The organism is Ancylobacter radicis (assembly GCF_018449475.1).
In the GTDB taxonomy this organism is placed as follows: domain Bacteria; phylum Pseudomonadota; class Alphaproteobacteria; order Rhizobiales; family Xanthobacteraceae; genus Ancylobacter; species Ancylobacter radicis.
Genome location: NZ_JAHCQH010000012.1, coordinates 1 through 25,129, shown reverse-complemented (window position 1 = coordinate 25,129; position 25,129 = coordinate 1). Strand labels below are relative to the sequence as shown.

The window sequence follows — 25,129 nt, the reverse complement described above, 5'->3', positions numbered from 1 at the left end:
GCCGCAGCATTGCGGCACCGTCGGTCAAATTTGCAAGCCGGCACGTCGAAGTCATCGGGATCGGGTACTTCCGGCCGTTCGCGGGTCCCCTTTGTCCGCGAAGGACCGTCATTTCCTTCATCCGTCACGTGTGGCGCCGACCGGGAGGCCCGGGCGGCGCGGTTCGCAGGTCGCGGGCTCAGGCGCCGAGCGAGGGAACGATCTTCTTGCACTCGGCGACGAGTTCCTGGACCGAGGCAATGGACTTGTCGAGCATGGCTTGCTCGGAGCTGTCCAACTCGATCTCGACGATCCGCTCCACACCCTTGGCGCCGATGATCACCGGCACACCGAGGTAAAGCCCGTCGATCCCGTACTGGCCGGTCAGGAAGGCGGCGCAGGGCAGCAGGCGCTTCTTGTCGCGCAGATAGGAGGTCGCCATCTCGATGGCCGAGGCGGCCGGGGCGTAGAAGGCCGAGCCGGTCTTCAGCAGGTTGACGATCTCGCCGCCGCCCTTGCGGGTGCGCTCGACGATCGAATCGACCTTCTCCTGGGTGGTCCAGCCCATCTTCACGAGGTCCGGCAGCGGGATGCCGGCGACGCCCGAATAGCGCACCAGCGGAACCATGTCGTCGCCATGGCCGCCGAGCACGAAGGCGGTGACGTCCTCGACCGAGACGTTGAATTCGTCAGCGAGGAAGTAGCGGAAGCGGGCCGAGTCCAGCACGCCGGCCATGCCGACCACCTTCTCGACCGGCAGACCGCAGGCCTTCTGCAGCGCCCACACCATGGCGTCGAGCGGGTTGGTGATGCAGATCACGAAGGCGTTGGGGGCATACTGCTTGATGCCGGCGCCGACCTGACCCATCACCTTCAGGTTGATGTCGAGGAGATCCGAGCGGCTCATGCCCGGCTTGCGCGGCACGCCGGCGGTGACAATCACCACGTCGGCGCCTTCGATGGCCTCATAGCCGTTGGTGCCCACCAGCTTGGCATCGAAGCCGAGCACCGGGGAGGCTTCCGCAATGTCGAGGCCCTTGCCCTGAGGGATACCCTCCGCCACGTCGAACAGGACGACGTCGCCAAGTTCCTTGAGGCCCGCGAGGAGGGCGAGAGTACCGCCGATCTGACCGGCCCCGATCAGTGCAATCTTTGCTCGAGCCATGAGATTTCCTGACTTTCCGAGGGAAGGTGCGGCGCTCCGCCGCGCGCGTTTCCGATAGCCCGTCTCGCCGTCCGGTTCAAGCGACGAGGCCCGTCCTTCCCTCTGGCGAGACTACAACTTTGCTCTCATCTACAGTGTATACGGAATACGAAATGCCTAACGGCGACGTTCCGCCAAGTCTTCCATGAGTTCGATCTGGATCGACTGTATTTCGGTCAGCCGCTCCCATTGTCGGGTGAGCATGTGGTCCATCTTCTCGTGCAGATGGCGTATTTCGAGTTCCGCCTTCAGGTTCACCCGGTAGTCATTCTCCGAGCGGCGGCGGTCTTTTTCCTCCTGCCGCTTCTGGCTCATCATGATGACGGGCGCCTGCAGCGCGGCCACGCAGGAGAGCACGAGATTGAGCAGAATGAACGGGTAGGGGTCGAAGGCGCCCAGCAGCCCGGCGACGTTCAGCGCCATCCAGAAGCCGATGAACACCATGAAGGCGATGATGAAGGTCCAGCTCCCGCCGAAGGTGGCGATGGCGTCGGCCGCCCGCTCGCCGAAGGTGCGGTCGCGGTCGATCTCCGCCTCGACATTCTCCGTCAATATGTCGTTCTGCGTCAGGCTCTCGATGACATCATGGTCGAGCTGGGAGAGGTCGCCGCGCTCGGCCTGGAGTGTCGCCGTGATGTAGGCCGCCCTCTCGCGGGCCATGGCGGCGCGCGAGATGTACGCGTCTGGCGCAATGCCGGGATGCGCTGAGCGAATATGTGCGGCAAGCGAGGGGCGGACCAGATCGAGCCGGATGCCGTCATGATCGGTGATGATCCGCCCGGTCAGGGCGCATTCATGATGGGGAGGTTTGGACTTGGGCTGACTGCGGCTGGTCATGGATGCGCGTCTTGAGTCTCTGACACCGATTGTGGACCTGCCGCGCTGCCGATCAAGAGCGAATGCGCGTCAGGTCTCGACCAGGCCGGTCGTGTCGCCGCTGGCCTGCGAATCGCCGCGCCCGTGCGGGCGGGCGATATAGTCGGACGAGCGCATCTCATGCAGGCGCGAGACGGTGCGGGCCCATTCGAAGGCTTCCGCTCCTTCCGTGCCGAGATAAAGCTCCTCCGGCTCGGCGGCGGCGGAGGCCACGACCTTCACGCCCTTCTCGTAGAACTCGTCGATCAGCGTGATGAAACGCTTGGCCTCGTTGCGGCGGTCCTGGTCGAGCGTCGGAATATGGTCGATCAGCACGGTGTGGAAGCTGCGGGCGAGGCGCAGATAATCGCTGGCGCCGAGCGGCACGCCGCACAGCTCATGGAAGTCGAAGCGCGCCGCGCCGCCACCCGCGCGCGGCACCGGGATGGTTCGCCCGCCGGAGACGATGCTGGTCGGGGCGCCGCCATCGACGCCGGCGACGCGGTGCCAGACCTTTTCCATCTCGCGATCGATGTCGGCCATGGTCTGGTCGGGGCGCGGCACATACCAGGTGCGCACGCCGCCGAGCTTCTCCATCCGGTAATCGGTCGGCGATTCGATCCGCACCACATCCATGTGCTGCTGGATCATGCCGATGAAGGGCAGGAACAGCGCGCGGTTGAGGCCGCCTTCATAGAGGTTCTCGGGCGCCACGTTGGAGGTGGCGACGATGACCACGCCGAGATCGAACAGCTTCTCGAACAGCCGCCCGAGGATCATGGCGTCGGTGATGTCGGTGACGTGGAACTCGTCGAAGCAGAGCAGCCAGGCTTCCTCATAGAGGGCGGCGGCGACCAGGGCGATGGGGTCGGACTCCTTGATCCGGCCCGCTTTCATATCGGCGCGGATCTGGAAGATCCGGGCATGCACATCGGCCATGAATTCGTGAAAATGGGCGCGGCGCTTGCGCTTGCGCACGGCGACGCACTCATAGAACAGGTCGACCAGCATGGTCTTGCCGCGGCCGACGGCGCCATGGATGTAGAGGCCGCGCACCTTCGGGATGGCGTCCTCGCGCCGGGCGAACAGCCAGCCGAGGGCGGAGGATTTGCGGGCGAGGCGCCGCGCGGCGATGCGCTGCTCAAGCTGCGCGAGGGCGGCGACGACCTTGGCCTGGCCGGGATCGGGTGCGATGTCGCCCGAGGCCATGCGCGCGACATAGCGCGCCGCCAACACCGAGCCGCCCGCTTCCGCGGCAATTGTCATGTCGGCCGACCTGTCCGCCATCTTCGGACCACTCCCATCTCGCACTGCACGCCTTAGCTGCCACATGGGGCTGCCGCAAGCATGTGGGGGGCTTTCTGCGACGAAGAGGTAAGACGGACGGGGCCGCCTTGAACCGGTCATCTTCCTGCGTCGAAATGGTTCCATCACGAAAGGGGGAGCCAATGGGGGCCAGCCGAGCGATCCGCTCTCGCGCCGCTACAGCCTTGATGGTGCTGGCGATTGCCGCGCCGCAGGCGGCGCCGGCGCGCGAGCTGCCCTCCTCGGCGGTGATGATCGACGGCGACGACCGGCTGTCGCCGGCAGCGTTCGCCGAGAAAAACGGGCTTTCCCGGCAACAACTGGCATCCCGCTTCGGCGCGACGGGTCTGGTGCGGTGCGGCGGCGCGGTGGGGACCGGGCAACTCGTCGGCGCGGGCAATGTCATCGTGACGGCGGCGCACATGCTCTTTGCGCCCGATGGGCTCTCCCGCGACCGGAAGGCTCTGTGCACCTTCGAGATCGAGACCTCCGGGGGGCGGCAGGTCGTGCCCATCCGGCTGGCCGACACGCTGTGCGGCTCGCGCGAGCCCTATGCCGATCCCGCCATGCGTGACTGGGCGGTGGTTCCCCTGGAGCGCACCGTGCCCGGCGTGCGTCCCTATCCGCTCGGTTCCGCGTTGAAAGTGCCGGGCCGGCTGGTGCTTGTGGCCGCGGCCCGCACCGGCGGCGTCGAGGCCCATTCGCTGCAGCATTGCCGCGCCCGGGTGCAGACCGCCCGCGCGCCGGACGGGCTGCGCGAAGTCGCGATCGACTGCGACGCGGAGGGCGGCACCTCCGGCGCGGCGCTGCTGGACGAGGAGGGGAGCTTTCAGGGCGTCTATGTCGGGTTCCGCTCCGCCCATCCGGGCCAGCCGGGGCCGTTCTCCATGAGCCATTACAATTTCGGCGTCACGGCCGAAGGCGGGTTGCGGCGGGCGATCATGGATGTGGTCAGCCGGCATCAGCCGCTCAGCGCGGCGGCCGACTAGCGTAGCCTTACGCATTGCCGACGCGCGCCTAGTGGCGCAAGCTTGCGTCAGGATGGAATGTGGCTCGTCCAGCGTGCATGAGAGCCATGCAGCGACGCGAGTTGTCTTCTTGTGCAGTGCGCATATGTCTGCTGCGCCGCAATATGACCGAGCGGTCGTCGAGACCCAGACCATGCCCGTGACCGAACTGACCGATCCGCGCTCCGATGCCACGGCCGTCTCTGCCGAGAACGGTGCTGTGCCGGGCCGATTTGCCCGCGCCGTTGAGCTGGACGGCCAGGTCCGCAAGCTGTTGCCTGCCGAGCGTCATCTTCTTGTCGAGCATCTGCTCCGGCTTGATCCGCTCAGCCGCTTCATGCGCTTCGGTGGCGTCGTCTCGGATGCGGCGATCGTGCGCCATGCCAATCGGGTGATCAGCGGCGATGCCTGCGCGCTCGGCTATTTCGTCGAGGGGGAGCTGCGCGCCGTCGCCGAGCTTCACCCGATGCCGCGCGTGAAGGGCAAGCCGTCTTCCGCCGAGGCCGCCTTCAGCGTCGAACGTCCCTGGCAGGGCAAGGGTATCGGTTCCGCGCTGATGCGCCAGCTGGTGCTGTTGGCCCAGAATCGCGACATCGAGGAATTGCAGGTCGTGTTCCTCCCCAATAACGGCCGGATGAAACATCTCGCCGTCAATCATGCGGCCGATTTCTCCGTCGATGATGAAGAAGTCGTCGGTCGCGTAAGGGCTCCGCACCCCACCTTCTTCTCGCGCCTGCGCGAATTCGTCGGCGATGTCGCCGCGGTGTGGTCGGCGGCTTTTGATCTGCAGGAGCGCAGCCTGCCGCCTTCGATGCGTGGAAGCTGACGGCGCGGGATCGTCGAGGCGCCGGTCGCCTTGACTTGGCCCATATCGGGCATGACAGAGTGCTCTCCGGCTCCAATACGCCCGAGATCATGATTCAGCACACAGACGCATTTCTCCGCGCGAGAGCGGTACCATCGGCCCGCTCCGCGCGCTTCGGCTTTGCGCTGCGCGCTTTCACGCGGCGGGCACGGTCAGCTCTCTGCGTCGCCTTGTGCGGACTTCTTCTCACAGCGGGCACGGTGCTTGTGCTGGCGCCGTCTCCCGCTGCGGCACAGACGCAGGCGCTTCCCGAGCAGACGGCGCTTCAGGAGAAGCTGAGCGGTTTTCGCGCCGTCGTGGACGGCGTGGAGGGGGCACTCAGCCGCGAGAGCCTGCGATCGATCGACCTTGATGATCTGCGCAACCGGCTCGATCCGGTACGGACGGACCTGGCCGCCGGAATCGCCCTTCTCGAGCCGCTGTTGGCCGACCTCAACCGGCGCGTCCAGGAGATCGGCCCGAAGCCTGCCGCCGATGCGCCGCCGGAAGATCCGGCCATTGCCAGCGAGCGCGAGACGCTCACGGTGCGCGCGAGCGAACTCGATGCGGTGCTCAAACAGGCCAAGCTACTGAAGGTGCGGGCGGACCAACTTTCCGACCGGATCATCAGCCGGCGGCGGGCCATGTTCACGGACCAGCTTTTCGCCCGCTCCTATTCCGCCCTCGATCCGACGTTATGGCTTTCGGCCGCTGCCGCCATCCCGCAGGAATTGCGTGGCGTGCGCTACCTGCTGGGCGACTGGCAGGCTTATGCCGACGCACGCATGCCCCTCATCGGCCAGATGCTGGTGATGGCGGCCGTCTTTGCCATTATCGGCCTCACCTTCTTCCTGCGAAAAATGTTCGCGCGGCCGCTGCGCCGGCTTGATCTCGGCGCCAGTGGCGAGCACTTGCCGCGTCTCAAAGCCTGCCTCCTCTCCGCGCTGGTCGCGCTGATCAGCACCGTTGCGGCGCCGGCGGCAACCATTGCCGTCATGTCGCTGCTGGGGGCTTTCGACTTGCTGCCCGAACGGGTGGCAGAGGTGGCTCAGGGGGTCATCCTGGCGGTGAGCATCATCGCCATCGGCCATGGCCTGCTGCTTGGCGCGCTCGCGCCAACCGAACCGCGCCGCCGCGTGTTGCCGATTTCCGACGAGATGGCGCGGCTCATCTATACGAACGCCACTCTCGGGCTGTGGATCCTCGGTGTGGCGGCGGCGCTGAACGCGTTTCACCGGGCTCTCGTGGCCCCGGTGCCGCTCACCGTGGCGACCAGCGCCACCATGGCCATCGCTCTGGTTCTTGTGTCCTTGCGCACCATGCGCGGGCTGGTGGATGGCGCGGATGACGAGGCGGCCGCCGAGGGCGGGGCCGGTGCCAAAGCCGGCGAGGCCAATGATGGCGGCACGGCCTCGCCCAACTCGAACGCGCTCCAGTGGATCCGGCTTCCTTTCTGGGTGCTCACCGCGATCATCGTTGCCGCCCTGGTGGGCGGCTATGTGAGCTTCGCCACCTTCCTTGCCTCGCGGGCGCTGGTTGCGGTGGTCATGGCCGGCACCGCCTATCTGATCATCGCCCTGATCAACGCTGTGTTCGTTGACGGCATCGCCTCCGGGCCGCGAGCCCGGCACTTCGCCAAGGCGCTTGGCGTGCGGCCGGCGAGCGTGGAACTGCTCTCGGTCCTCGTCGCGGGCGTGCTGAAGCTGGTGGCGATCATCGTCATTCTCGTGGTGGTGATCGGTACCTTCGGCACCTCGACCGCGGACATTCAGGACCTGCTGAGCCGCGCCACCTTCGGCTTCAGCATCGGCAATTCCACGATCACGATCGGCGACGTGCTGAGCGCGCTGCTTTTCCTTGCCATGGGTATCGTCGTGGCGCGGGCGGTGCAGCGTTGGTTCTCGGTGGCGATCCTGCCAAAGACATCGTTCGATCCGGGATTGCAGAACTCCATTGCCACCATCATCGGCTATGTCGGCTCGATCACCGTCATCGCCATTGCCATGGGGCAACTCGGGCTGAACCTGGAAAACGTGGCGCTGGTCGCCGGTGCGCTTTCCGTCGGTATCGGCTTCGGTCTCCAGTCGATCGTCTCCAACTTTGTCTCCGGGTTGATCCTGCTCGCCGAGCGGCCGATCCGGGTTGGCGACACCATCTCGGTGAAGGGCGAGGAAGGCTATGTGCGGCGCATCAGCGTGCGCGCGACGGAAATCGAAACCTTTGACCGCGCCTCGGTGCTGATCCCCAATTCCGACCTCATTACCGGGCTGGTGAAGAACTTCACCCATGCCAACACGACCGGGCGGGTCATCGTGGGGGTGAATGTCGCCTATGACGCGGATGCCGACGAGGTTCGTGACCTGCTGGTCGGCTGTGCCTGCGATCATCCGCAGGTGCTGCGCAGCCCGCCGCCGCGCGTCTATCTGATCAAGTTTGCCGACAGCTATCTGCAGTTCGAACTGCGCTGCGTGGTGGCGAATGTGGACTATGCGCTTACCGTCAAGAGCGACCTGCACTTTGCCATTCTGGAGCGGATGAAGGCGGCCAAGATCGGCATCCCCTATACGCCCTGGAACATCTATCGCGGCGGCATTCTCGGCTCTCCCGATGCGTCGAGCACCGACTAAAAATAGCGACGGACATCGCGCCCGCCACCTTTTCGTTCTTCCCAGCCCCGAGCCTCCAGCCCCGAGCCTCCATGACCTTCCCCTCGTCGAAGCGCCTCGCCGTCGCCCTGTTCGCCAGCCTGTTGCTGGCGGGCTGCGCGGCCGATCCCACCGCTGTTCCGGTCAATGACACCTTCTATGCCAACATCGCCAAGGGCGGGGCGCTCGATCCGCAAGCGGCGGCCTCGCTGATCAGCGACTATCGCCAGGCGCGTGGCCTGCCGGCGGTCACGATCGACCCGACGCTGATGGCGGTGGCCGAGCGTCAGGCGCGCTCCATGGCGGCGGCCGACCAGCTCTCGCACAATATTGGTGGGCGGGGGCTCACCACCCGGCTGAAGGCGGCGGGCTTCACCGGGCTGAAGGCGGCGGAAAATGTCGGGGCCGGCTATCACACGCTGGCCGAGGCGTTTTCCGGCTGGCGGGATTCGCCCTCGCACAACAAGAACATGCTTCTGGCGGGTGCGACGCGGCTCGGCATCGCCGCCGTGCGGGCGCCGCGTTCCAAATACAGCGTCTATTGGGCGATGGTGATCGCGGTGCCGGACCCGCGGGCCGAGGCTATCCAGGCTCCGGCTGCCCCGGCTCCCGCGCCCTCGTCGGCGCCCGCCGTGGGTTCGACCCAGATCAACCTCAACGGGGCGCCGCTTCCCGCCCAGTAGGGTGGCGTCAGCGCCGCAGCGTGGCCGGCGCCAGCGGGTTGTCGGTCAACGCCTTGCCGTCTGGCTGACCCAGCGCCGGCAACCCCATGAAGGCGTCGAACAGCCGGCGGATGACCGCCGGCTCGACATCGCGCACGATCATGACGAGACGGGTGCGCCGGTCCTCGTCCGGCCAGGCCGGGAGCTGGCTCGGCGGATGCAGCACATGCTGCACGCCGTGGAGCACGAGAGGTCGCTCGGGGTCTTCGGCGAGTTTCACGATGCCCTTGAGGCGTAGCAGCTTCGGGCCGTGCGTGCCGCGCACCAGTTCCAGGAACATGTCGATCGCCGCCGCCGAGACCGGCGCCTCGGTGGCTACGGTGAAGGCGCGGATGCGGTCGTCATGCCGGTTGTGATCGTGCGCATGAGCGCGTCGTTCCGCTTCGGCGGCGGTGATCGCTTCATCGGCCAGCCAGCGGGAAACATCGGGTATCTTGCTGGCGGGGTCATAAAGCCCGGCATCGAGCAGATTGGCAGCGGTCGCCTCGCCGCGCGCGGCATCCAGCACCGGTGCGCCGGGCGCGAGCTGGCGCAGCCGGTCGCGCAACGTGCCGGCCGCCGCCTCGCGCTCGGGCGTGTCGAGCAGATCCGTCTTGGTGAGCACGATCCGGTCGGAAATGGCCGCCTGCCGTACGGATTCGGGGTGTTCGTCCAGCGTCGCCGCGCCGTTCACCGCATCGACGACCGTCACCACCCCGTCGAGGCGAAAGCGCATCACCAGATAGGGATGCATCATCAGCACATGCAGGATGGGTGCGGGATCGGCAAGGCCGGTGGTCTCGATGACCACACGGCGGAACGGCGGGATGGCGCCATTGTCCATCCGGCGCAGGAGCTGTTCCAGCCCCTCCACCAGATCGCCGCGCACGGTGCAGCACAGGCAGCCGGAGGCGAGCAGCACGGTCGCATCGTCGAAATGCTGGACCAGCAGGTGATCGAGCCCGATTTCGCCGAACTCGTTGATGAGCACCGCCGTGTCCGCAAGGTCGGGATCCTGCAGCAAGCGGCTGAGCAGCGTGGTCTTGCCGGCCCCCAGGAAGCCGGTGAGCAGAGTGACCGGGATCGGTTCCGGCGGCTGGCGCGGCGGTTCGCTCATCGGTTCTTCCTTGCCGGGCTGCGCCGTCCGGCAACCCGGAAGGTCTGCGGCCGGCTATTGCGGCGGGGGAACGATCGGGTAGGTAGGCGCCGGGGCGGGATTCGGCAATGGCTTGGCCGCGGGGGCGGCCGCCGGCTTTGCGGCTGAAGGTTTCGCGGCCGCCGGTTTGGCCGGCGCGGGCTTCGCGGCGACTGGCTTGGCCGCGGGCTTCGGTGCGGGAAGCGGGGCGGTGTCGATCACGGCAGTGGTGGGGCCGGACTTCTTCTTGGCCGTGGGCTTGGCGGCCGGCTTTTTCTTTTCCGGCGGCGGGGGATAGGCCGCGGCGAGCGCCTCGGCGCTCGGGAAGGGACCGACGAACACCTCGACCGGCGACATCGAGGGCGGCAGTTTCTGCAGCAGGCTGGCGCCTGTCACATTGTCGCCGAGACTGCCCATGCCGGCGGCGACGAAGCTGGTGGGGGCCGGCCCGCTGTCGTCATCGGCTTCCGAGGCGGTGTTCTTGCGCTTGCCGCCGCATACCTGCGCGCGCATGTCGGTCGGCGGGCCGCCCTCATTGCGCAGCGAGTCCACGGTCGGGGAGACCGCGCCGAAGATCTTCCAGGAGTGCTGGAAGCCCTTTTCCAGCAACAGGGCGGCCTGTTCGGTGCGCTCCTTGCCGGAATTGGTGCCGAGCACCACGGCGATCAGCCGCTTGTCGCCGCGATGGGCGGTGGCGATGAGATTGAAGCCGGAGGCGCAGATGAAGCCGGTCTTCATGCCATCGGCGCCGGGATAGCGGTCGATCAGCTTGTTGTAGCTGCGGATCACCGCATTGCCGAGCTTGATCGCGGGAATGCGGAACAGGTCGGATTGCTCGGGGAACTCGGTGAGGATGGCGCGGGTGAGGATGGCGAGGTCGCGCGCCGTCGTTACCTGGTTCGGGTCGGGCAGGCCGTTCGGGTTGGCGTAATGAGTGCCGTCCATGCCGAGTTCGCGGGCGCTGGCGTTCATCTCGGCGATGAAGGCGGCGTAATTGCCGCCCACGCCTTCCGCCAGAACGACCGCCATGTCGTTGGCGGACTTCACCAGCATCATCTTCAGCGCGTTATCGACCGTGACCTGCGTGCCAACCTTGAAGCCCATCTTCGAGGGCTGCTGCGCGGACGCTGTTTCGGTAACGGAAATGAGTGTTTGCGGGGTAATGCGGCCGGCGCGGATCGCCTTGAAGGTCACATAGGCGGTCATCAGCTTGGTGACGGAGGCCGGATACCACGGCTTGGTGGCGTCCTCGGCCATCAGCACCTTGCCGCTATCCACCTCCACCACCAGCGACGGGGTGGCCTGTGCGGCGGGGGCGAGCGCGGCCGTCAGGACCAGCGCCAGGGTCGCGGCAAGGCAGCCGGGCAAAGAGGGGCGGGCGCGCAGGAAGGAGAGTTTCGTCACGCGTCTAGGTTCCGTTTCCAGCGTTGGACCGGCGGATGAAGGACCGCTCGCGGCATGTCCTGCATAAACCGTTTGGTGCGGCGGATCAAAAGGGGGCCGGTATTTCTGCGATCAGAACGGCGCGAGGCAACACGTCCGCCGGAGTCCGCAGCAAAAATTCAGCAGCAACAACGATGCCATGCTTTGCATGCGGTTGTGGCGACACGACGGCTTCATGGATGGCGTAGTACGCTGAATCCATGAGTGATTCGATTCGCCGCCTGCATGATGCCGTGGTTGCCACGCGCCGGGGACGCAACGCCTCGCCGCGCACCGCCCGGCTGTTCGCGAAGGGGCGGACCTTCATCGCCAAAAAGGTCGCGGAAGAGGCGGTGGAAGTCTCGCTCGATGCGGTGCAGGGCGATACGTCCGGCACGATCCGCGAGAGCGCGGACCTCATCTACAATCTCGTCGTGCTCTGGGTCGAGCTGGGCATCGATCCCGACGATGTCTGGGCGGAGATGGAGCGGCGCGAGCAACTGCTTGGCATGGCTGAGAAAATGCCTAAGCGGGGAGCTGCCAAGCCGGCCCTGCCGGTTGATCTTCTGGCTCTTGGCCTGCATGAAGCGCCCGACATGGGCGGGGCGCCCACGCTCGGGCGGCGCGGCAATACTCGCCGCTGACGGCGGTAAGCCCATCCTTCCCTTCAGGAGCCACCATGCTGCGCCGCCTCTACCAATGGGTGATCAAGCTTGCCGAGCGGCCGTCCGCGCCCTGGGCCCTGGCGGGCGTATCCTTTTCTGAAAGCTCGTTTTTTCCGGTTCCGCCGGATGTCATGCTGGTGCCGATGTGCCTGGCGCGGCCCAAGCTCGCCTGGTTCTATGCCAGCATCTGCACCCTGGCCTCGGTCATTGGCGGGCTGGTCGGCTATGCCATCGGCTCGCTGCTTTATGACTCGGTCGGCCTGTTCCTGATCCAGCTTTACGGCTATGGCGACAAGGTCGATGCCTTCTCGCAGGCGTATCAGCGTTACGGGCACTGGATCATCCTGATCAAGGGACTGACGCCGATCCCCTATAAGGTGGTCACGATCACCTCGGGATTTGCCCATTACAGCCTGTTCTGGTTCTTTGTCCTGTCCGTCATCACGCGCGGTCTGCGCTTCTTCATGGTGGCGGGGCTGCTTTACTGGGTGGGGCCGACCGCCCGTACCTTCATCGAGGAGCGGCTGGGCCTTGTCACCGCCGCGCTGGCGCTGGCCATTGTCGGCGGTTTTCTGGTCTCGCTCTATCTGCTGTGAGCGCCCCGGCGGAGGGTGATTTCCGCCGGAGCGTCGGTGCAGTGAGGTGGACGATCAGGCCGATGAGGCCAATGGGATCGGCTATTTCGCGTAGATCTGGTCGAACACCCCGCCATCGGCGAAATGCGTCTTCTGCGCCTGCCGCCAGCCGCCGAAAATCGGGTCGTCGATGGTCACCAGTTCGGCCTTGGGAAACTGGTCGGCGAAGGCGCGGGCGACCTCCGGGTCGCGCGGCCGGTAGAAATTCTCCGCGGCCAGGGTCTGGCCCTCCTTCGAATAGAGCAGCTTGAGATAGGCGTCGGCGGCGGCGCGGGTGCCGCGGCGATCGACATTCCGGTCGACCACGGCGACCGGGGGCTCGGCGAGGATGGAGAGGGAGGGGACGACGATGTCGAACTTGTCCGCGCCGACCTCCTTCAGGGCGAGGAAGGCCTCGTTCTCCCAGGCCAGCAGCACATCGCCGACGCCGCGATGGGTGAAGGTGACGGTGGCCCCGCGCGCGCCAGTGTCGAGCACGGCGACATGGCTGAACAATTCGCCGATGAACGCCTTGGCCTTTTCCGGCGAGCCATAGGCCTTGAGCGCGAAGGCCCAGGCGGCGAGGTAGTTCCAGCGCGCGCCGCCGGAGGTCTTCGGGTTGGGGGTGATGATCTCGACGCCCGGCTTCACCAGATCCGGCCAGTCCCTGATGGCCTTCGGGTTGCCCTTGCGTACCAGGAAGACGATGGTCGAGGTGTAGGGCGAGGCATTGTCGGGCAGGCGCTTCTGCCAGTCGGCGGCGATCAGGCCCTTATCGGCGATGACGTCGATGTCATAGGCGAGCGCCAGGGTGACGACATCGGCCTCCAGCCCCTCGATCACCGAGCGGGCCTGCTTGCCCGAGCCGCCATGCGAGGCGTTGACGGCGACGTCCTTGCCGGTCTCGGCCTGATATCGCTCAGAGAACAGCTTGTTGAACCGGGCGTAGAATTCGCGCGTCGGGTCATAGGAGACGTTGAGCAGGGTGGCGTCCGCCGCGTGGGCGGTCTGCGGCGCGGCGAGCGGCGCCGCGAGGGCGACGACCAGGGTGGCGATGGCCACGGTTTTCAGACGGAACGACATGGTGAACTCCCCGGCGCGACGCGCCCGCAATGGCATGAGGGAAGGATTTCACGCTAAAATAAAGTGGTCAAACAGATTCTACATAAGAACTGTAATTATGTTCATATATAGACTATTTTGTACTGTAAAATAGGTGGATGCGGTTTCGGCATCTGTCCGCCACGGCACGCCGTCACCCGTCATCCCCGGGCTTGACCCATGGATCCACGACTTCGGCCGGGCGCCCGGGACGGGAAGACATGGATGGCCGGGTTGATCCCCGGATCAAGTCCGGGGACGGCCATGACGGTGTGGGGGGTGGAGGGGGCATTGGGCATATCGGCTCAGGCAACGGCCCCGAAAGAACACCGTCATCCCCGGGCTTGACCCGGGGATCCACGACTTCGCTTCCGCTGGCTCGACGCCTGCAAGCCGTGGATGGCCGGGTCAAGCCCGGCCATGACGGTGTGGGGGATGGGCGGCGCGCCCCAGTCGGGGGGCGTACCGTCATCCCCGTCTTCGGCTCGGTGCACGTGTTCAAGGGGTGAATGACCGGGTCACACCCTCACCCCGTCACCCCCGTCTTCGAGTCGGTCCGCGTGCGGCAAGGTGTGGATGGCCGGGTCACACCCTCGCCCCGTCATCCCCGGGCTTGACCCGGGGATCCACGCTTTCGGCCGGGCGCTCGGAAAGGGAAGACGTGGATGGCCGGGCTGATCCCCGGATCAAGTCCGGGGACGGCCATGACGGTGTGGGGGATGGGTGGCGTGCTGGTTGGAGTCGCGCCGTGATGGCCGGACGTGATCTGGGGCCGCCGGCTGGTTCGGTGCACGTGCGGGAAGGTGTGGATGGCCGGGTCACGCCCTCGCCTCCGTCATCCCCGGGCTTGACCCGGGGATCCACGCTTTCGGCCGGCGCATGGCGCGAAGCAAGACGTGGATGGCCGGGCTGATCCCCGGATCTAGTCCGGGGACGGCCATGACGGTGTGTGGGGCGGGGGCGTCGCAGGTCTGGGCTGCGGCCCGCGATCCGGCCGGGGAGGGCGGCTCAGTTTTCGATCGTGTTCAGCAGGGTGTGGATGCCGCATTCGGTCTTGGCGCGGCCGGCCCAGCGGCCGGCGCGGCCTTCCTCCGCGCTCGCCCGGCTGGTGCAGGGCATGCAGCCGACCGAGGCGAAGCCCTTGGCGACCAGCGGGTGGGCCGGCAGGTTGAAGCGCGCATGGGCGGCGTCCACATCGGCGCGGTCGAGATTGGCCAGCGGGTTGAACTTCAGCCGGGTGCCGTCGCGTTCCACCACGGGGATGGAAGCGCGCAGGCCGCCCTGATAGCGCTTGCGCCCGTTCAGCCAGCCGTCGAACCCCTTGAGGGCGCGGGCGAGCGGCTCGACCTTGCGGATACGGCAGCAGGCATCCGGGTCGGAGAACCAGAGATCGCGCTCGGCATCCATTTCCGCCAGCCGCGCCGCATCCGGCAGCAGGGTGCGCACATCCCTGAGGCCGAGCTGGCGGGTGAGCGTGTCGCGATAGGCCAGCGTTTCCTCGAACAGCCAGCCGGTGTCGAGGAACACCACCGGAATGGACGGGTCGACCTCGGCCATGAAGGCCAGCAGCACCGCCGATTCCGTGCCGAAGGAGGAGACGAGGGCGAGCTTGCCCGGCCCGACCGTGCGCGCGGCCTCACCGATGATCTCGGCCGGGGTGGCGGCTTCCAGCGCGTGATTGAGCGCCGTCAGCCCGGCGTCGGAGACAGGGGCCTCGGACGGCAGGCTGACGAAGAGGCTGTCATCGCTGCGCTGGGCGAGGCTCATTTCGGCACTCCCGCAGGGACGCCGGACACGGTTCGGCCGAGGCGCTGGCGCAGAAGGCTGGGGCGCTCGTCGGGGGTCGCGGGCTGGTAGAACACGGTGTAGCGGTGTACCGCCTCGTCAAAGGCGTCGGCGTCAGCGGCCTTCACCGCATCGACCTGGTCGAAGCCGGAACGTTCCATCAGCAGGAACTGGTCGCGCAGCACATTGCCGATGGCGCGCAGCGGCCCCGTCCAGCCGAGCCGCTCGCGCAGCAGCCGGGCCTGGCTGTAGGCCCGCCCGTCGCGGAAGCTCGGGAAGTTGAGCGCGATCAGCGAGAGCTGGTCGAGATAGGGCGCGATCTCGGCGATCGGCCGGTTGTTCGGCCAGATGATGCCGACAGGCGCCTGCCGGCCCTTCAGCGCGGCTGCCTCCTTCAGGAAGCGGTCGGTGCCGATGAGCACGGGCACGCCCTCGGGCAGCGCGTCCTCGTCGGTCACGCGCACGAAGCGATCCTCGATGATCTGTCCATTCTCAATGAGCGGCATAGACGCGCTCCTTGAAGGGCTCGACACCGAGGCGGGCGACGGTGTCGATGAAAAGCTCCTGCGGTCCCGCCCGCAGCTCCATGTAGGTGTCCACCACGTCCTCGATAAGGTCGGGCACCTGCTCATAGGACACGGCAGGTCCGAGCAGGGTGCCGAGCTGGGCCTTCTCGTCGGCGCGCCCGCCGAGCGTGATCTGGTAGAATTCCTGGCCGTTCTTCTCGACCCCGAGAATGCCGATATGGCCGACATGGTGGTGGCCGCAGGCATTGATGCAGCCGGAAATGTTGACATGCAGCCGGCCGATGCCGCGCGAGCGGTCAAGATCGGCGAAACGCTTGGCGATTTCCTGTGCCACCGGAATGGCCCGGGCATTGGCCAGCGCGCAATAATCGAGGCCCGGGCAGGCGATGATGTCGCTGATATGGTTGACGTTGGGCGTGGCGAGGCCGGCCGCGTCGAGCGCCGCCCACAGCGCCGGCAGATCCTTTTGCGCGACATTGGGCAGGCAGAGATTCTGCTCGTGGCCGACGCGGATCTCGCGGAAGCCGTAGCGGTCGGCGAGGTCGGCGACGACCTCCATCTGGTCGGCCGTGGCATCGCCCGGAGGGGCGCCGACGGGCTTCAGCGAGATGGTGACGATGGCGTGGCCCGGCACCTTGTGGGTGTGCACCGAATTGGCGTGCCAGGTGACGAAACGCTCATCCTTCAGCGCCTCGACCAGTTCCGGCGGGTTGTCGGTAAGCGCGGCGAAATCCGGGTAGAGGAAGCGGCCGCGGATTTCCGCGATCATCTCGTCGGTCATCTTGAGGGCGCCCTCGCGGATCGCCTCCCATTCGGCCTCGACAGCCCTCGAGAACTCTTCCGCGCCGATCTCGTGGACGAGGATCTTGATGCGCGCCTTGTAGATGTTGTCGCGGCGTCCGTACTGATTGTACACGCGCATGATGGCTTCGATGTAGCTGAGCAGGTCGCGCGCCGGCAGGAAGGGGCGCACCAGCTTGCCGACAAACGGCGTGCGGCCGAGACCGCCGCCGACCAGCACCTCGAAGCCGAGCTCGCCCGCCTCGTTGCGGTGCAGCCGCAGGCCGACATCGTGCACCTTGATGGCGGCGCGGTCCTGCGGGGCGGCGGTGATGGCGATCTTGAACTTGCGCGGCAGATAGGTGAATTCGGGGTGCAGCGTCGAGTACTGGCGCAGGATCTCCGCCCAGATGCGCGGATCGTCATATTCGCCGGGCGTGGCGCCGGCCCACTGGTCGGTGGTAACATTGCGAATGCAATTGCCGGAAGTCTGGATGCCGTGGACGCCGACCTCAGCCAGCGCGGCCATCGCCTCGGGCAGTTCGTCCAGCTTGATCCAGTTGAACTGGATGTTCTGCCGGGTGGTGAAATGGCCATAGCCGCGATCATAGCGGCGGGCGACATAGGCCATGCGGCGAAGTTGGTCGGAATTGAGCGTGCCATAGGGAATGGCGATGCGCAGCATATAGGCGTGCAGCTGGAGATAGACGCCGTTCATCAGCCGCAGCGGCTTGAACTCGTCCTCGCTCAGCGCGCCGGACAGCCGCCGGCCCACCTGATCGCGGAATTCCGCGACACGTTCGGCCAGGAAGGCGCGGTCGAATTCGTCATAGACATACATGGTCGGCTTCGCCTTATGCGTCGTGATCGTCAATCAGTGCGGCAGCTCGAAAGTGGGACCGGCGACGCGGATGCGCTCGCGCAGATTGCCCGGCGCCACCGCGCCGTCCGCGCCAAGCAGGACCGGGGCCACATAGGCGCCGACCGCGTCGATGTCGCGCTGCTGGGCGCCGGCGAGCAGGGCGATGGCGGCCTCCGCGCTGGTCACCACCGCCGCGTCGGCCAATTCCGCCGACCAGCCGCCGGCCGCCGTGCGCCACACCACAGCGCCGTCCGTCAGCCGGTTCGCCGTCACCACGACGGGACCGTTGACCTTCAGTTTCTGCTGTTGCGGGGCGGCCATGGGCTTCTAATTTCCTGTTGACGGATGGGTTGGCTCTGCATAACACCAATTTAGAACGTGCAAAAGGTTTAAATGCACGATTTTCACGTGTAATTAGCTCCCGCCCCAGCGGGCAGCGACAATCGGGTTCTCGCCATGTCCACCGCCGACGACCGGCTCGACGAGCTTGAGGCTCAGAGCATCTACATCTTCCGGGAGGCCTTCGCGCGGATGAAGCGCATGGCGCTGCTCTGGTCGCTCGGCAAGGATTCCAACGTGATGATCTGGCTGGCGCGCAAGGCCTTTCTCGGCCATGTGCCGTTTCCGGTGATGCATGTCGACACCGGCAAGAAGTTCCGGGAAATGTACGATTTCCGCGACCATTATGCCGGGGCGTGGGGTCTCGACCTGCGCGTCGAGCCGTGCCCGCCGCTGGAACAGATGGACCCGACTTTGCCGCCCGCCACCCGCTCGGCCGCCCGCAAGACCGAAGGGCTGAAGATGGCGCTGGAGAAGTTCGGCTTCGACGCCGTGGTCGCCGGCATTCGCCGCGACGAGGAGGCGACCCGCGCCAAGGAGCGCGTGTTCTCCCCGCGCGGGCTGGAGGGCGACTGGAACGTGCGCGAGCAGCCCCCCGAGTTCTGGGATCATTTCAACGCCACTCTGCCGGCCGGCGCGCATCTGCGCGTGCACCCGATCCTGCACTGGACCGAGCTGGACATCTGGGCCTACACGCAGCGCGAGAAAATTCCCGTGATCCCGCTGTATTTCTCCAAGGCCGGCAAGCGTTACCGCTCGCTGGGCGACCAGGACATCACCTTCCCGGTGGCGTCGGAGGCGGCGACGATCGAGGACATTCTGATCGAGCTGGCCACCACCAAGGTGCCGGAGCGTTCGGGCCGCGCCATGGACCATGAATCCGAGGATTCCTTCGAGCGACTGCGCGTCGCCGGCTATCTGTGAGGCGGCAACCATGTCAGCAACTGTCACTTCGGCCAATTTCGCCAGCCTCGCCGCCCCCGTCGCCGCCGCCGACCGGCAGCTCGTGCGCATCGTCATCGTCGGCCATGTCGATCACGGCAAGTCGACGCTGATCGGCCGCCTGCTGCACGAGACCGGCGGCATCACCAGCCAGAAGCTGGAGCAGCTCAAGGAAATTTCCGCCCGGCGCGGCATGCCGTTCGAATGGTCGTTCCTGCTCGACAGCCTGCAGGCCGAGCGCGACCAGGGCATCACCATCGACACCAGCCAGATCCGCTTCCAGACGCCTTCGCGCGACATCATCCTGATCGACGCGCCCGGCCATGCGGAATTCCTGCGCAACATGATCACCGGCGCGGCGCAGGCCGATGCCGCCTTCCTGCTGATCGACGCCGCCGAGGGCGTGCGCGACCAGACAAGGCGGCATGGCTATTTGCTGCATCTGCTCGGCGTGAAGCAGGTCGCCGTGGTCGTGAACAAGATGGACCGGGTCGGCTTCGAGGAGGCGACTTTCCGCGCCATCGAGACCGAGATCAGCGCCTATCTCGCCGGACTCGGCGTGCGGGCGAGCGCGGTGATCCCGATTTCCGCCCGCGAGGGCGACGGCGTCTCCGCCCATGGCACCCGCACACCCTGGTATGACGGGCCGACCGTGCTGGAGGCGCTCGACCGCTTCGAGCCGGCCCGCGCGGCCGGCGACCTCGCTTTGCGCATGCCGGTGCAGGCGGTCTACAAATTCGACGACCGGCGCATCGTCGCCGGCCGCATCGAGACCGGCAGCCTCAAGGTCGGCGACGAGGTGGTGTTCCAGCCCTCCGGCAAGAGCGCGGTGGTGAAGACCATCGAAAGCTGGCCGGTGCCGCCCGCCGGGCAGGAACTGACGGCACTCGACGCGGGCGCGGCCGCCGGGCTCACCCTCGACCGCGAGATCTTTGTCGAGCGCGGCGAAATCCTCTCCACCCCGGCCGCGCGCCCGCACGCCACGCGGCGCCTGCGCGTGCGTCTGTTCTGGCTGGCCGAGGAGGCGCTGGAGGTCGGCACGTCGCTGATCGTGCGCCTCGCCACCTCGGAATCACGCGCCACCGTCGCCGTGGTGCATGAGGTGGTCGATCCCGGCCATCTCTCGACCTTCGAATCCCGGCGCATCGGCCGCAACCAGGTGGGCGAGGTGGAGCTGCTGCTCTCGCGCCCCATCGCCGCCGATCCGCACGGGCTCAACCCGCGCACCGGCCGCGTGGCGCTGGAACTCGGCGGACGCATTGCCGGCGGCGGCCTCGTCATCTCCGTGCTCGACGCCGAGGCGGTGCCCGCCACCCCAGCCGCGCGCCACATCACGCCGGTGGCCTCCGCCGTCACCTTCGAGGAACGGGTCGGCCGCTTCGGCCATGATGGCGCGGTGGTGTGGCTCACCGGCCTGTCGGGCTCGGGCAAGTCAACCATCGCCCGGGCGCTGGAGCGCCGCCTGTTCAACCGGGGCGGGCTGGTCACCCTGCTCGACGGCGACACGCTGCGCGCCGGGCTGAACAGCGATCTCGGTTTTTCCGACGCCGACCGGGCCGAGAACAACCGGCGCCTCGCCGAGGTGGCCAGCCTGCTCAGGGGGCTCGGCCATGTGGTGCTGGTGGCGGCGGTCTCGCCGGCGGCGGCGGCGCGGGCGCGGGTGCGCACCATTGTCGGAGAGAGCTTCTTCGAGGTGCACGTCTCCGCCCCGCTCGAACTGTGCGAGGCGCGCGACCCGAAGGGGCTCTACGCCAAGGCACGGGCCGGCGAAATCCGCGGCTTCACCGGCATCGACGCGCCCTATGAGGCGCCGACCGCGCCGGAACTGGTGATCGAGACCGACAAGCTCGACCAGAGCGCGGCGGTCGACCGCATCGAGGCGATGCTGGCCGGGGCGGGCGTGTTCCACCAGCCGGGCGAGCCGGTGGCGGACGACGCGGGGATATAAGGCGCGGGGGAGCGGCCGCCCTCGTCGCAATTCGTTCTGCTCCCACGTCCCCGCTCACACACCGTCATGGCCGGACTTGATCCGGCCATCCACGTCTTCCCTTTCCGAGCGCCTGGCCGAAAGCGTGGATCCCCGGGTCAAGCCCGGGGATGACGTTGTAAATGGGGGGGACGTGCGACTGGGCATGACGGTGCGACTCCGACCGGAGACCCTCTTCCATCCCACACATCGTCATGGCCGGACTTGATCCGGCCATCTACGTCTTCCGTTCCGCCGTGCTCCCGCCCAAGTCGTGGATCCCCGGATCAAGTCCGGGGATGACGTTGTAAATGGGGGAGTCGTGCGACTGGGGACAACGTCCGGTTGGGCACGGGGCGTCCCCTGACAGTACTGCTTCTTCCGCGCGCCTTCCGCCCACACATCGTCATGGCCGGACTTGATCCGGCCATCCACGCCTTCCCGTCCCGAGCGCCCGGCCGAAAGCGTGGATCCCCGGATCAAGTCCGGGGATGACGGCGTGAGGGGTGGCAGGCGCCGTGCGATAAGGCTGCGCGGCATCCTCTACGCGTGTCGGCCCTCTACGCCCAGATCGCTATCGGCAGTCCCAGCGCGTCGCGCTCGGGCGGGGTGGGGAAGCTGGTGGCCGCGCCGCGCGCCAGCCGGCCGGCGGTCCAGGCGGCGGCTGCGGCGTCGATCAGATCATCGGCGCCGACCTTCAGCGCGCGGGCCGTGGCGGCCGACAGGATGGCGGGGGCAAAGCCGGCCGCCTCCAGCAGGGCACGGCGCAGGGCGAGGCCCGGTGCGTGCGGGGCGTTCTTCACCTTTTTGGCGACGTCGAGCGGGACCTGCCCGTTGAGCGCCCAGAAGCTCACTTCCGGGTGGCATTCGAACAGCCGCGCCTGAAGTGCCGGTCGGGCGCGCAGCAGCGTGTCGATCTCGATGATCTTCGGGAAGATGTGAAAGGCCTGCTTGGCGACCGCGCGCGGCGGCGTCGAGGTCGCCCGCGCCACAGCGCAGGCATGGCGGTAGCGCGCTTCCTCCGGGACCGCCGGGTCGACGCTGGCATAGACCGCCGCGCGCGAGGGCATGGAGAAGACGCTGGACTGCCGCCCGCCGAGCAGCGGGCGCACCAGCCGCTCCGGCGCCCGGCCCTTCGCCTCGACCGTCTCCGGCAGGCCGATCGGCATGTCGATGGCCACAAGATCCGGGGCGATCATCTCGGGCGGGGAGGGCGCGTCGAACAGTTCGGCCAATGAGCCGAGGCGGCGGGCACTCGTCGTCCCGTCCGGCGCGACGATCACCGCCACCCAGCCGCCCTTGCAGCCATCCACCCCCGCGACGCGCATCAGCGCCCCCTTTAGATGATGTTCAGTTCCGCATGGGGGCGCCCGGTGGCGATGCGCTCATAGCCGAACACGTCGAGATCGAGAGAGACGGAGCGGCCATGGACGAGCCATTCGGCGATCGCCCGCCCGGCGGCGGGGGCCTGTTGCAGGCCGTGGCCGGAGAAGCCGTTCATGAAGTAGAAGTTGCCGACCTGCGGGTGCGGGCCGATGACGGCGTTGTGGTCGAGCAGGTTCATCTCGTAATGACCGGCCCAGGCGCGCACCAGCTTCAGTTCTTCCATCGCCGGGATGCGGTGGGCGAGCGCGGGCCAGATGCTCTCCTCGAACACCGACCAGTCGACCTCGAAATCATCGCCGGCATCGGGATCCTCGGCCGGCGGGGCGCCGCAGATCTGGAAGCTGCCTTCCGGGCGGATATAGAAGCCTGAGGGATCGACCAGCAGCGGCAGCTTCGGCAGCTCGGTCTTGCAATGGACGACGAAGACGCACCGCTTCTTGCCGATCACCGGCAGCACGATGCCCGCCATGGCGGCGAGCCGCCCGCCCCACGGCCCGGCGGCGTTGACCAGCGCGCCGCAGCCGAGGCGCCGCCCATCGGTCAGCGTCACCCCGGCGATGCGGTCGCCGGCGCGTTCGATGGCGGCGACCTCGGCGGTGATGAAATGCGCGCCCTGCGCCTTGGCGGCTGTGCGCAGGCAGGCGAGCAGCGCATGGGCATCGAACCAGCCCTCGCCGGAGCGGCCATAGGCGCCGGCCGCGAGGTCCTCGACATGGAGCCAGGGGAAGGTGGCATTGAGCGCGGCGGGGTCCAGCAGCGCGATGTCGGCGCCCTCGGCCTGCTGCACCCGGTGGTTGGCTTCCAGAATGGGCCTTCCCGCCTCGCTGGCGAGGATGAGATAGCCGCCCTCATGCCAGGCGAGATCGGTGTCCGGCCCGAAGCGTTCCTTTGCCGTGCGCAGGAAGTCCAGCCCAAACAGCGACATGCGGATATTCTCGGGGATGGAGAATTGCTGGCGCAGCGAGGCCGCCGACAGGGTGGTGGAGGCGCGCGCGAAGCTGGGGTCGCGCTCGATCACCGCCACGCGCCCGGTGAAGGCGGGGTCGAGGGTGAGGAAATAGGCCGCCGCCGCCCCCATGATGGCGCCGCCCGCGATGATGACATCGAAGCTCTCGTCCATGATCCGCCGTTTTTCGATCCGCCGTTTTCCGCTACGTAGTGGTCCGGGCGCGCGAGACCATTGGCAGCGCCCCATGGAGCCGGATAGGCTCGATTTGCCCGATTGCCAATGAGCCGAGCGAATCATGTTTGCGCCGATCCGCCCCCGCCGCAGTGTTCTCTATATGCCCGGCTCCAATGCCCGCGCTCTGGAGAAGGCGCGCGACCTGCCCGCCGACGGGTTCATCATCGATCTTGAGGACGCCGTCGCGCCCGAAGCCAAGCGCGAGGCGCGCGATCAGGTGGTGCAGAGCCTGACCGCCGGCGGCTTCGGCCGGCGCGAGGTGGTGGTGCGGGTCAACGGCACCAACACGCCCTGGTTCGACGCGGACCTTGCCGCCATCGCCCGCGCCGCCGCCGCCGGGGTGGGGATCCATGCCGTGCTGATCCCCAAGGTCGCCGATGCCGAGACGCTGCTGGTGGTCGGCCGCCAGATGGAGGCGCTCGGCGCGCCCTCAGGGCTGCGGCTCTGGGCGATGATCGAGACCCCGCTGGCCGTGCTGCGCGCGCTCGACATCGCGCTCGCCGCCCGCAACCCGGCGACGCGGCTCGCCGTCATGGTGCTGGGCACCAATGATCTCGCCAAGGAGACCGGCGCGCAGCTCCGGCCCGGACGCGCCTCCATGGCGTCCTGGCTGTCGCATTGCGTGCTGGCGGCGCGGGCCGGCGGGGTGGAGGTGCTCGACGGGGTGTGGAACGATTTTACCGACCTGAACGGCTTCGCCCGCGAATGCGCGGAGGCCGCCATCATGGGGTTTGACGGCAAGACGCTGATCCATCCCGGCCAGATCGAGACCTGCAACGCCGCCTTCAGCCCGCCGGACGACGAACTCGCGCAGGCGCGCGCGCTGATCGCCATGTTCGACCGGCCGGAGAATGCCGGCCGGGGCGTGCTGCAGGTCGGCGGGCGGATGTATGAGCGCATGCATGCCGACATCGCCCGCAAGCGCGTGGCGCTGGCCGACGCCATTGCCGCGCGGGGCTGACGCGGGCGGGCGGCGCTCTCCTATTCTGATCACGGCGGCATCAATGGCCGCATCGACCCTTTGAGGACCCTATGAAGCTCTATCGCTACCTCACCGGACCGGACGACGCGGCCTTCTGCAAGCGTGTCAGCGCCGCCCTCAACAAGGGCTGGCAGCTCCATGGCAGCCCGGCCCTGACCTTCGACGCGGTGAAGGGCCGGGTGATCTGCGGCCAGGCCATCGTCAAGGAGGTGGAGGGCGAGTGGTCCGAGGAAGTGGTGCTGTCCGAGCACTAAGTGCCGGCGGGGACGGCGTTGGCGGCGCCCGGCGCGGGAGACGGGCGGGAAACCCCGGCAAATGCCCGTTTGGCAGGCAGTCGATCCGACGCCCTGCACCGATTGGGGCAGGTTTTGACCCCCAAAGCGGGGTTTGCGGGCTCTCCCGGCGGACGAACCGGCTTTTCAGGGGCGCCCGTGCGGGGCGCGGCTTTTCGAGGCTTTTCGAGCGATTTTGATAAGCCTCTGAAAGGTCAGCATTTTTTCCCTTTCTCTGGGCCGCTTATCAACAGTGTCGTGAGCCTGTCATTTTTCTTGGCAGGAGCCGTTGACAGCTTCGGGCAAGCCAGCCTATAAACCGCGCCATCGACGGGGCGCCGCCGACCACCGGCTCCGGCCGCTGCAGCGAGGCGCTCCTGACCTTCCCTTCATCGACGGGGTCGAAAGACCGGCGTCCGCCGGAGGGAAAGGCGTCGACACTTCTAAGGGTGTGAGCCCTTAGGTTGAGGGCTTCGGTTCTCTGCTGGCTTTGAGCTGGCGCGCTGTTTGACAAGTTAAGATGAAGAAAGAGAAACGTGGACGGCGGGGTCCTTGCGGATGTCCGATCCTTCGGGGTTGGATGTCGGATGAGACTTCGGCGGTCTTACGTTCTCGGAACCGCGTTACC

Annotated in this window: 22 protein-coding genes; 10 read left to right on the top strand and 12 right to left on the bottom strand. The window is 67.3% G+C overall.

Features of this window, described 5'->3' with window-relative positions:
- Positions 1–178: 178 nt before the first annotated feature.
- From mdh to zapE, 3 genes are all read right to left on the bottom strand, one after another.
- Positions 179–1,144, bottom strand: a complete 966-nt coding sequence (gene mdh / locus KIP89_RS02105; protein WP_213753760.1) for a malate dehydrogenase — start codon at positions 1,142–1,144, stop codon at positions 179–181.
- Between the two features lie 156 nt (positions 1,145–1,300).
- Entirely contained in the window at positions 1,301–2,020 is a 720-nt protein-coding gene (locus KIP89_RS02100) for a DUF1003 domain-containing protein (protein WP_213753759.1), read from the bottom strand.
- Positions 2,021–2,089: 69 nt separating this feature from the next.
- The gene (gene zapE / locus KIP89_RS02095; RefSeq protein ID WP_213753933.1) at positions 2,090–3,304 is read right to left on the bottom strand and encodes a cell division protein ZapE; all 1,215 of its coding nucleotides are present in this window, start codon (positions 3,302–3,304) and stop codon (positions 2,090–2,092) included.
- Between the two features lie 182 nt (positions 3,305–3,486).
- On the opposite strand from zapE, the gene KIP89_RS02090 reads away from it, so the two are divergent.
- The 4 genes from KIP89_RS02090 to KIP89_RS02075 all read left to right on the top strand — a co-directional run bounded on the left by KIP89_RS02090 (position 3,487) and on the right by KIP89_RS02075 (position 8,522).
- Positions 3,487–4,332, top strand: a complete 846-nt coding sequence (locus KIP89_RS02090; protein WP_250152144.1) for a S1 family peptidase — start codon at positions 3,487–3,489, stop codon at positions 4,330–4,332.
- Between the two features lie 178 nt (positions 4,333–4,510).
- Positions 4,511–5,176, top strand: a complete 666-nt coding sequence (locus tag KIP89_RS02085) for a GNAT family N-acetyltransferase (protein ID WP_369807027.1) — start codon at positions 4,511–4,513, stop codon at positions 5,174–5,176.
- A 209-nt stretch (positions 5,177–5,385) separates the two neighbouring features.
- Positions 5,386–7,821 (top strand): DUF3772 domain-containing protein, encoded by a 2,436-nt coding sequence (locus KIP89_RS02080; protein ID WP_250152143.1) that lies wholly within the window; start codon positions 5,386–5,388, stop codon positions 7,819–7,821.
- Between the two features lie 71 nt (positions 7,822–7,892).
- Positions 7,893–8,522, top strand: coding sequence for a CAP domain-containing protein (locus KIP89_RS02075; protein WP_213753756.1), 630 nt, complete (start codon positions 7,893–7,895; stop codon positions 8,520–8,522).
- Between the two features lie 7 nt (positions 8,523–8,529).
- Here KIP89_RS02075 and KIP89_RS02070 read toward each other — a convergent pair whose 3' ends face one another.
- Together KIP89_RS02070 and KIP89_RS20050 are read right to left on the bottom strand one after the other, a co-directional pair.
- Positions 8,530–9,657, bottom strand: coding sequence for a CobW family GTP-binding protein (locus KIP89_RS02070; RefSeq protein WP_213753755.1), 1,128 nt, complete (start codon positions 9,655–9,657; stop codon positions 8,530–8,532).
- A gap of 54 nt (positions 9,658–9,711) precedes the next feature.
- Entirely contained in the window at positions 9,712–11,079 is a 1,368-nt protein-coding gene (locus KIP89_RS20050; protein ID WP_369807026.1) for a D-alanyl-D-alanine carboxypeptidase family protein, read from the bottom strand.
- Positions 11,080–11,318: 239 nt separating this feature from the next.
- Here KIP89_RS20050 and hisE point away from each other — a divergent pair, with 239 nt between their 5' ends.
- Both hisE and KIP89_RS02055 read left to right on the top strand, forming a co-directional pair.
- Positions 11,319–11,741: a phosphoribosyl-ATP diphosphatase gene (gene hisE / locus KIP89_RS02060; protein WP_213753754.1), complete on the top strand. Its 423-nt coding sequence runs from the start codon at positions 11,319–11,321 to the stop codon at positions 11,739–11,741.
- 35 nt (positions 11,742–11,776) lie between these two features.
- Complete coding sequence (locus KIP89_RS02055) at positions 11,777–12,358, top strand: YqaA family protein (RefSeq protein WP_213753753.1); 582 nt, start codon at positions 11,777–11,779, stop codon at positions 12,356–12,358.
- A gap of 81 nt (positions 12,359–12,439) precedes the next feature.
- On the opposite strand, the gene KIP89_RS02050 is transcribed toward KIP89_RS02055, so the two are convergent.
- The 5 genes from KIP89_RS02050 to KIP89_RS02030 form a co-directional block, all read right to left on the bottom strand.
- Entirely contained in the window at positions 12,440–13,459 is a 1,020-nt protein-coding gene (locus KIP89_RS02050; RefSeq protein WP_213753752.1) for a sulfate ABC transporter substrate-binding protein, read from the bottom strand.
- Positions 13,460–14,485: 1,026 nt separating this feature from the next.
- A complete protein-coding gene (locus KIP89_RS02045) occupies positions 14,486–15,244 on the bottom strand; it encodes a phosphoadenylyl-sulfate reductase (RefSeq protein ID WP_213753751.1) in 759 nt (252 codons plus the stop codon).
- On the bottom strand, positions 15,241–15,768 hold the full coding sequence (locus KIP89_RS02040) for a DUF934 domain-containing protein (protein ID WP_213753750.1): 528 nt from the start codon (positions 15,766–15,768) through the stop codon (positions 15,241–15,243). The genes KIP89_RS02045 and KIP89_RS02040 overlap by 4 nt, the downstream gene beginning before the upstream one ends.
- Complete coding sequence (locus tag KIP89_RS02035) at positions 15,755–17,410, bottom strand: nitrite/sulfite reductase (RefSeq protein ID WP_213753930.1); 1,656 nt, start codon at positions 17,408–17,410, stop codon at positions 15,755–15,757. Before KIP89_RS02035 ends, KIP89_RS02040 begins: the two co-directional genes overlap by 14 nt.
- 33 nt (positions 17,411–17,443) lie before the next feature.
- Complete coding sequence (locus tag KIP89_RS02030) at positions 17,444–17,752, bottom strand: DUF2849 domain-containing protein (protein ID WP_213753749.1); 309 nt, start codon at positions 17,750–17,752, stop codon at positions 17,444–17,446.
- Positions 17,753–17,887: 135 nt separating this feature from the next.
- Here KIP89_RS02030 and cysD point away from each other — a divergent pair, with 135 nt between their 5' ends.
- A complete protein-coding gene (gene cysD, locus KIP89_RS02025) occupies positions 17,888–18,694 on the top strand; it encodes a sulfate adenylyltransferase subunit CysD (protein ID WP_213753748.1) in 807 nt (268 codons plus the stop codon).
- Between the two features lie 10 nt (positions 18,695–18,704).
- Complete coding sequence (gene cysC, locus KIP89_RS02020) at positions 18,705–20,660, top strand: adenylyl-sulfate kinase (protein ID WP_213753747.1); 1,956 nt, start codon at positions 18,705–18,707, stop codon at positions 20,658–20,660.
- A gap of 578 nt (positions 20,661–21,238) precedes the next feature.
- Here the strand turns inward: cysC and KIP89_RS02015 are convergent.
- On the bottom strand, positions 21,239–22,006 hold the full coding sequence (locus tag KIP89_RS02015) for a DUF429 domain-containing protein (protein ID WP_213753746.1): 768 nt from the start codon (positions 22,004–22,006) through the stop codon (positions 21,239–21,241).
- Between the two features lie 11 nt (positions 22,007–22,017).
- Positions 22,018–23,184: an NAD(P)/FAD-dependent oxidoreductase gene (locus KIP89_RS02010; protein WP_213753745.1), complete on the bottom strand. Its 1,167-nt coding sequence runs from the start codon at positions 23,182–23,184 to the stop codon at positions 22,018–22,020.
- 124 nt (positions 23,185–23,308) lie between these two features.
- Between KIP89_RS02010 and KIP89_RS02005 the strand changes: the two genes are divergently transcribed.
- The gene (locus tag KIP89_RS02005; protein WP_213753744.1) at positions 23,309–24,208 is read left to right on the top strand and encodes an HpcH/HpaI aldolase/citrate lyase family protein; all 900 of its coding nucleotides are present in this window, start codon (positions 23,309–23,311) and stop codon (positions 24,206–24,208) included.
- 71 nt (positions 24,209–24,279) lie between these two features.
- The gene (locus KIP89_RS02000; RefSeq protein WP_213753743.1) at positions 24,280–24,483 is read left to right on the top strand and encodes a DUF1737 domain-containing protein; all 204 of its coding nucleotides are present in this window, start codon (positions 24,280–24,282) and stop codon (positions 24,481–24,483) included.
- The last annotated feature ends 646 nt before the right edge of the window (positions 24,484–25,129 follow it).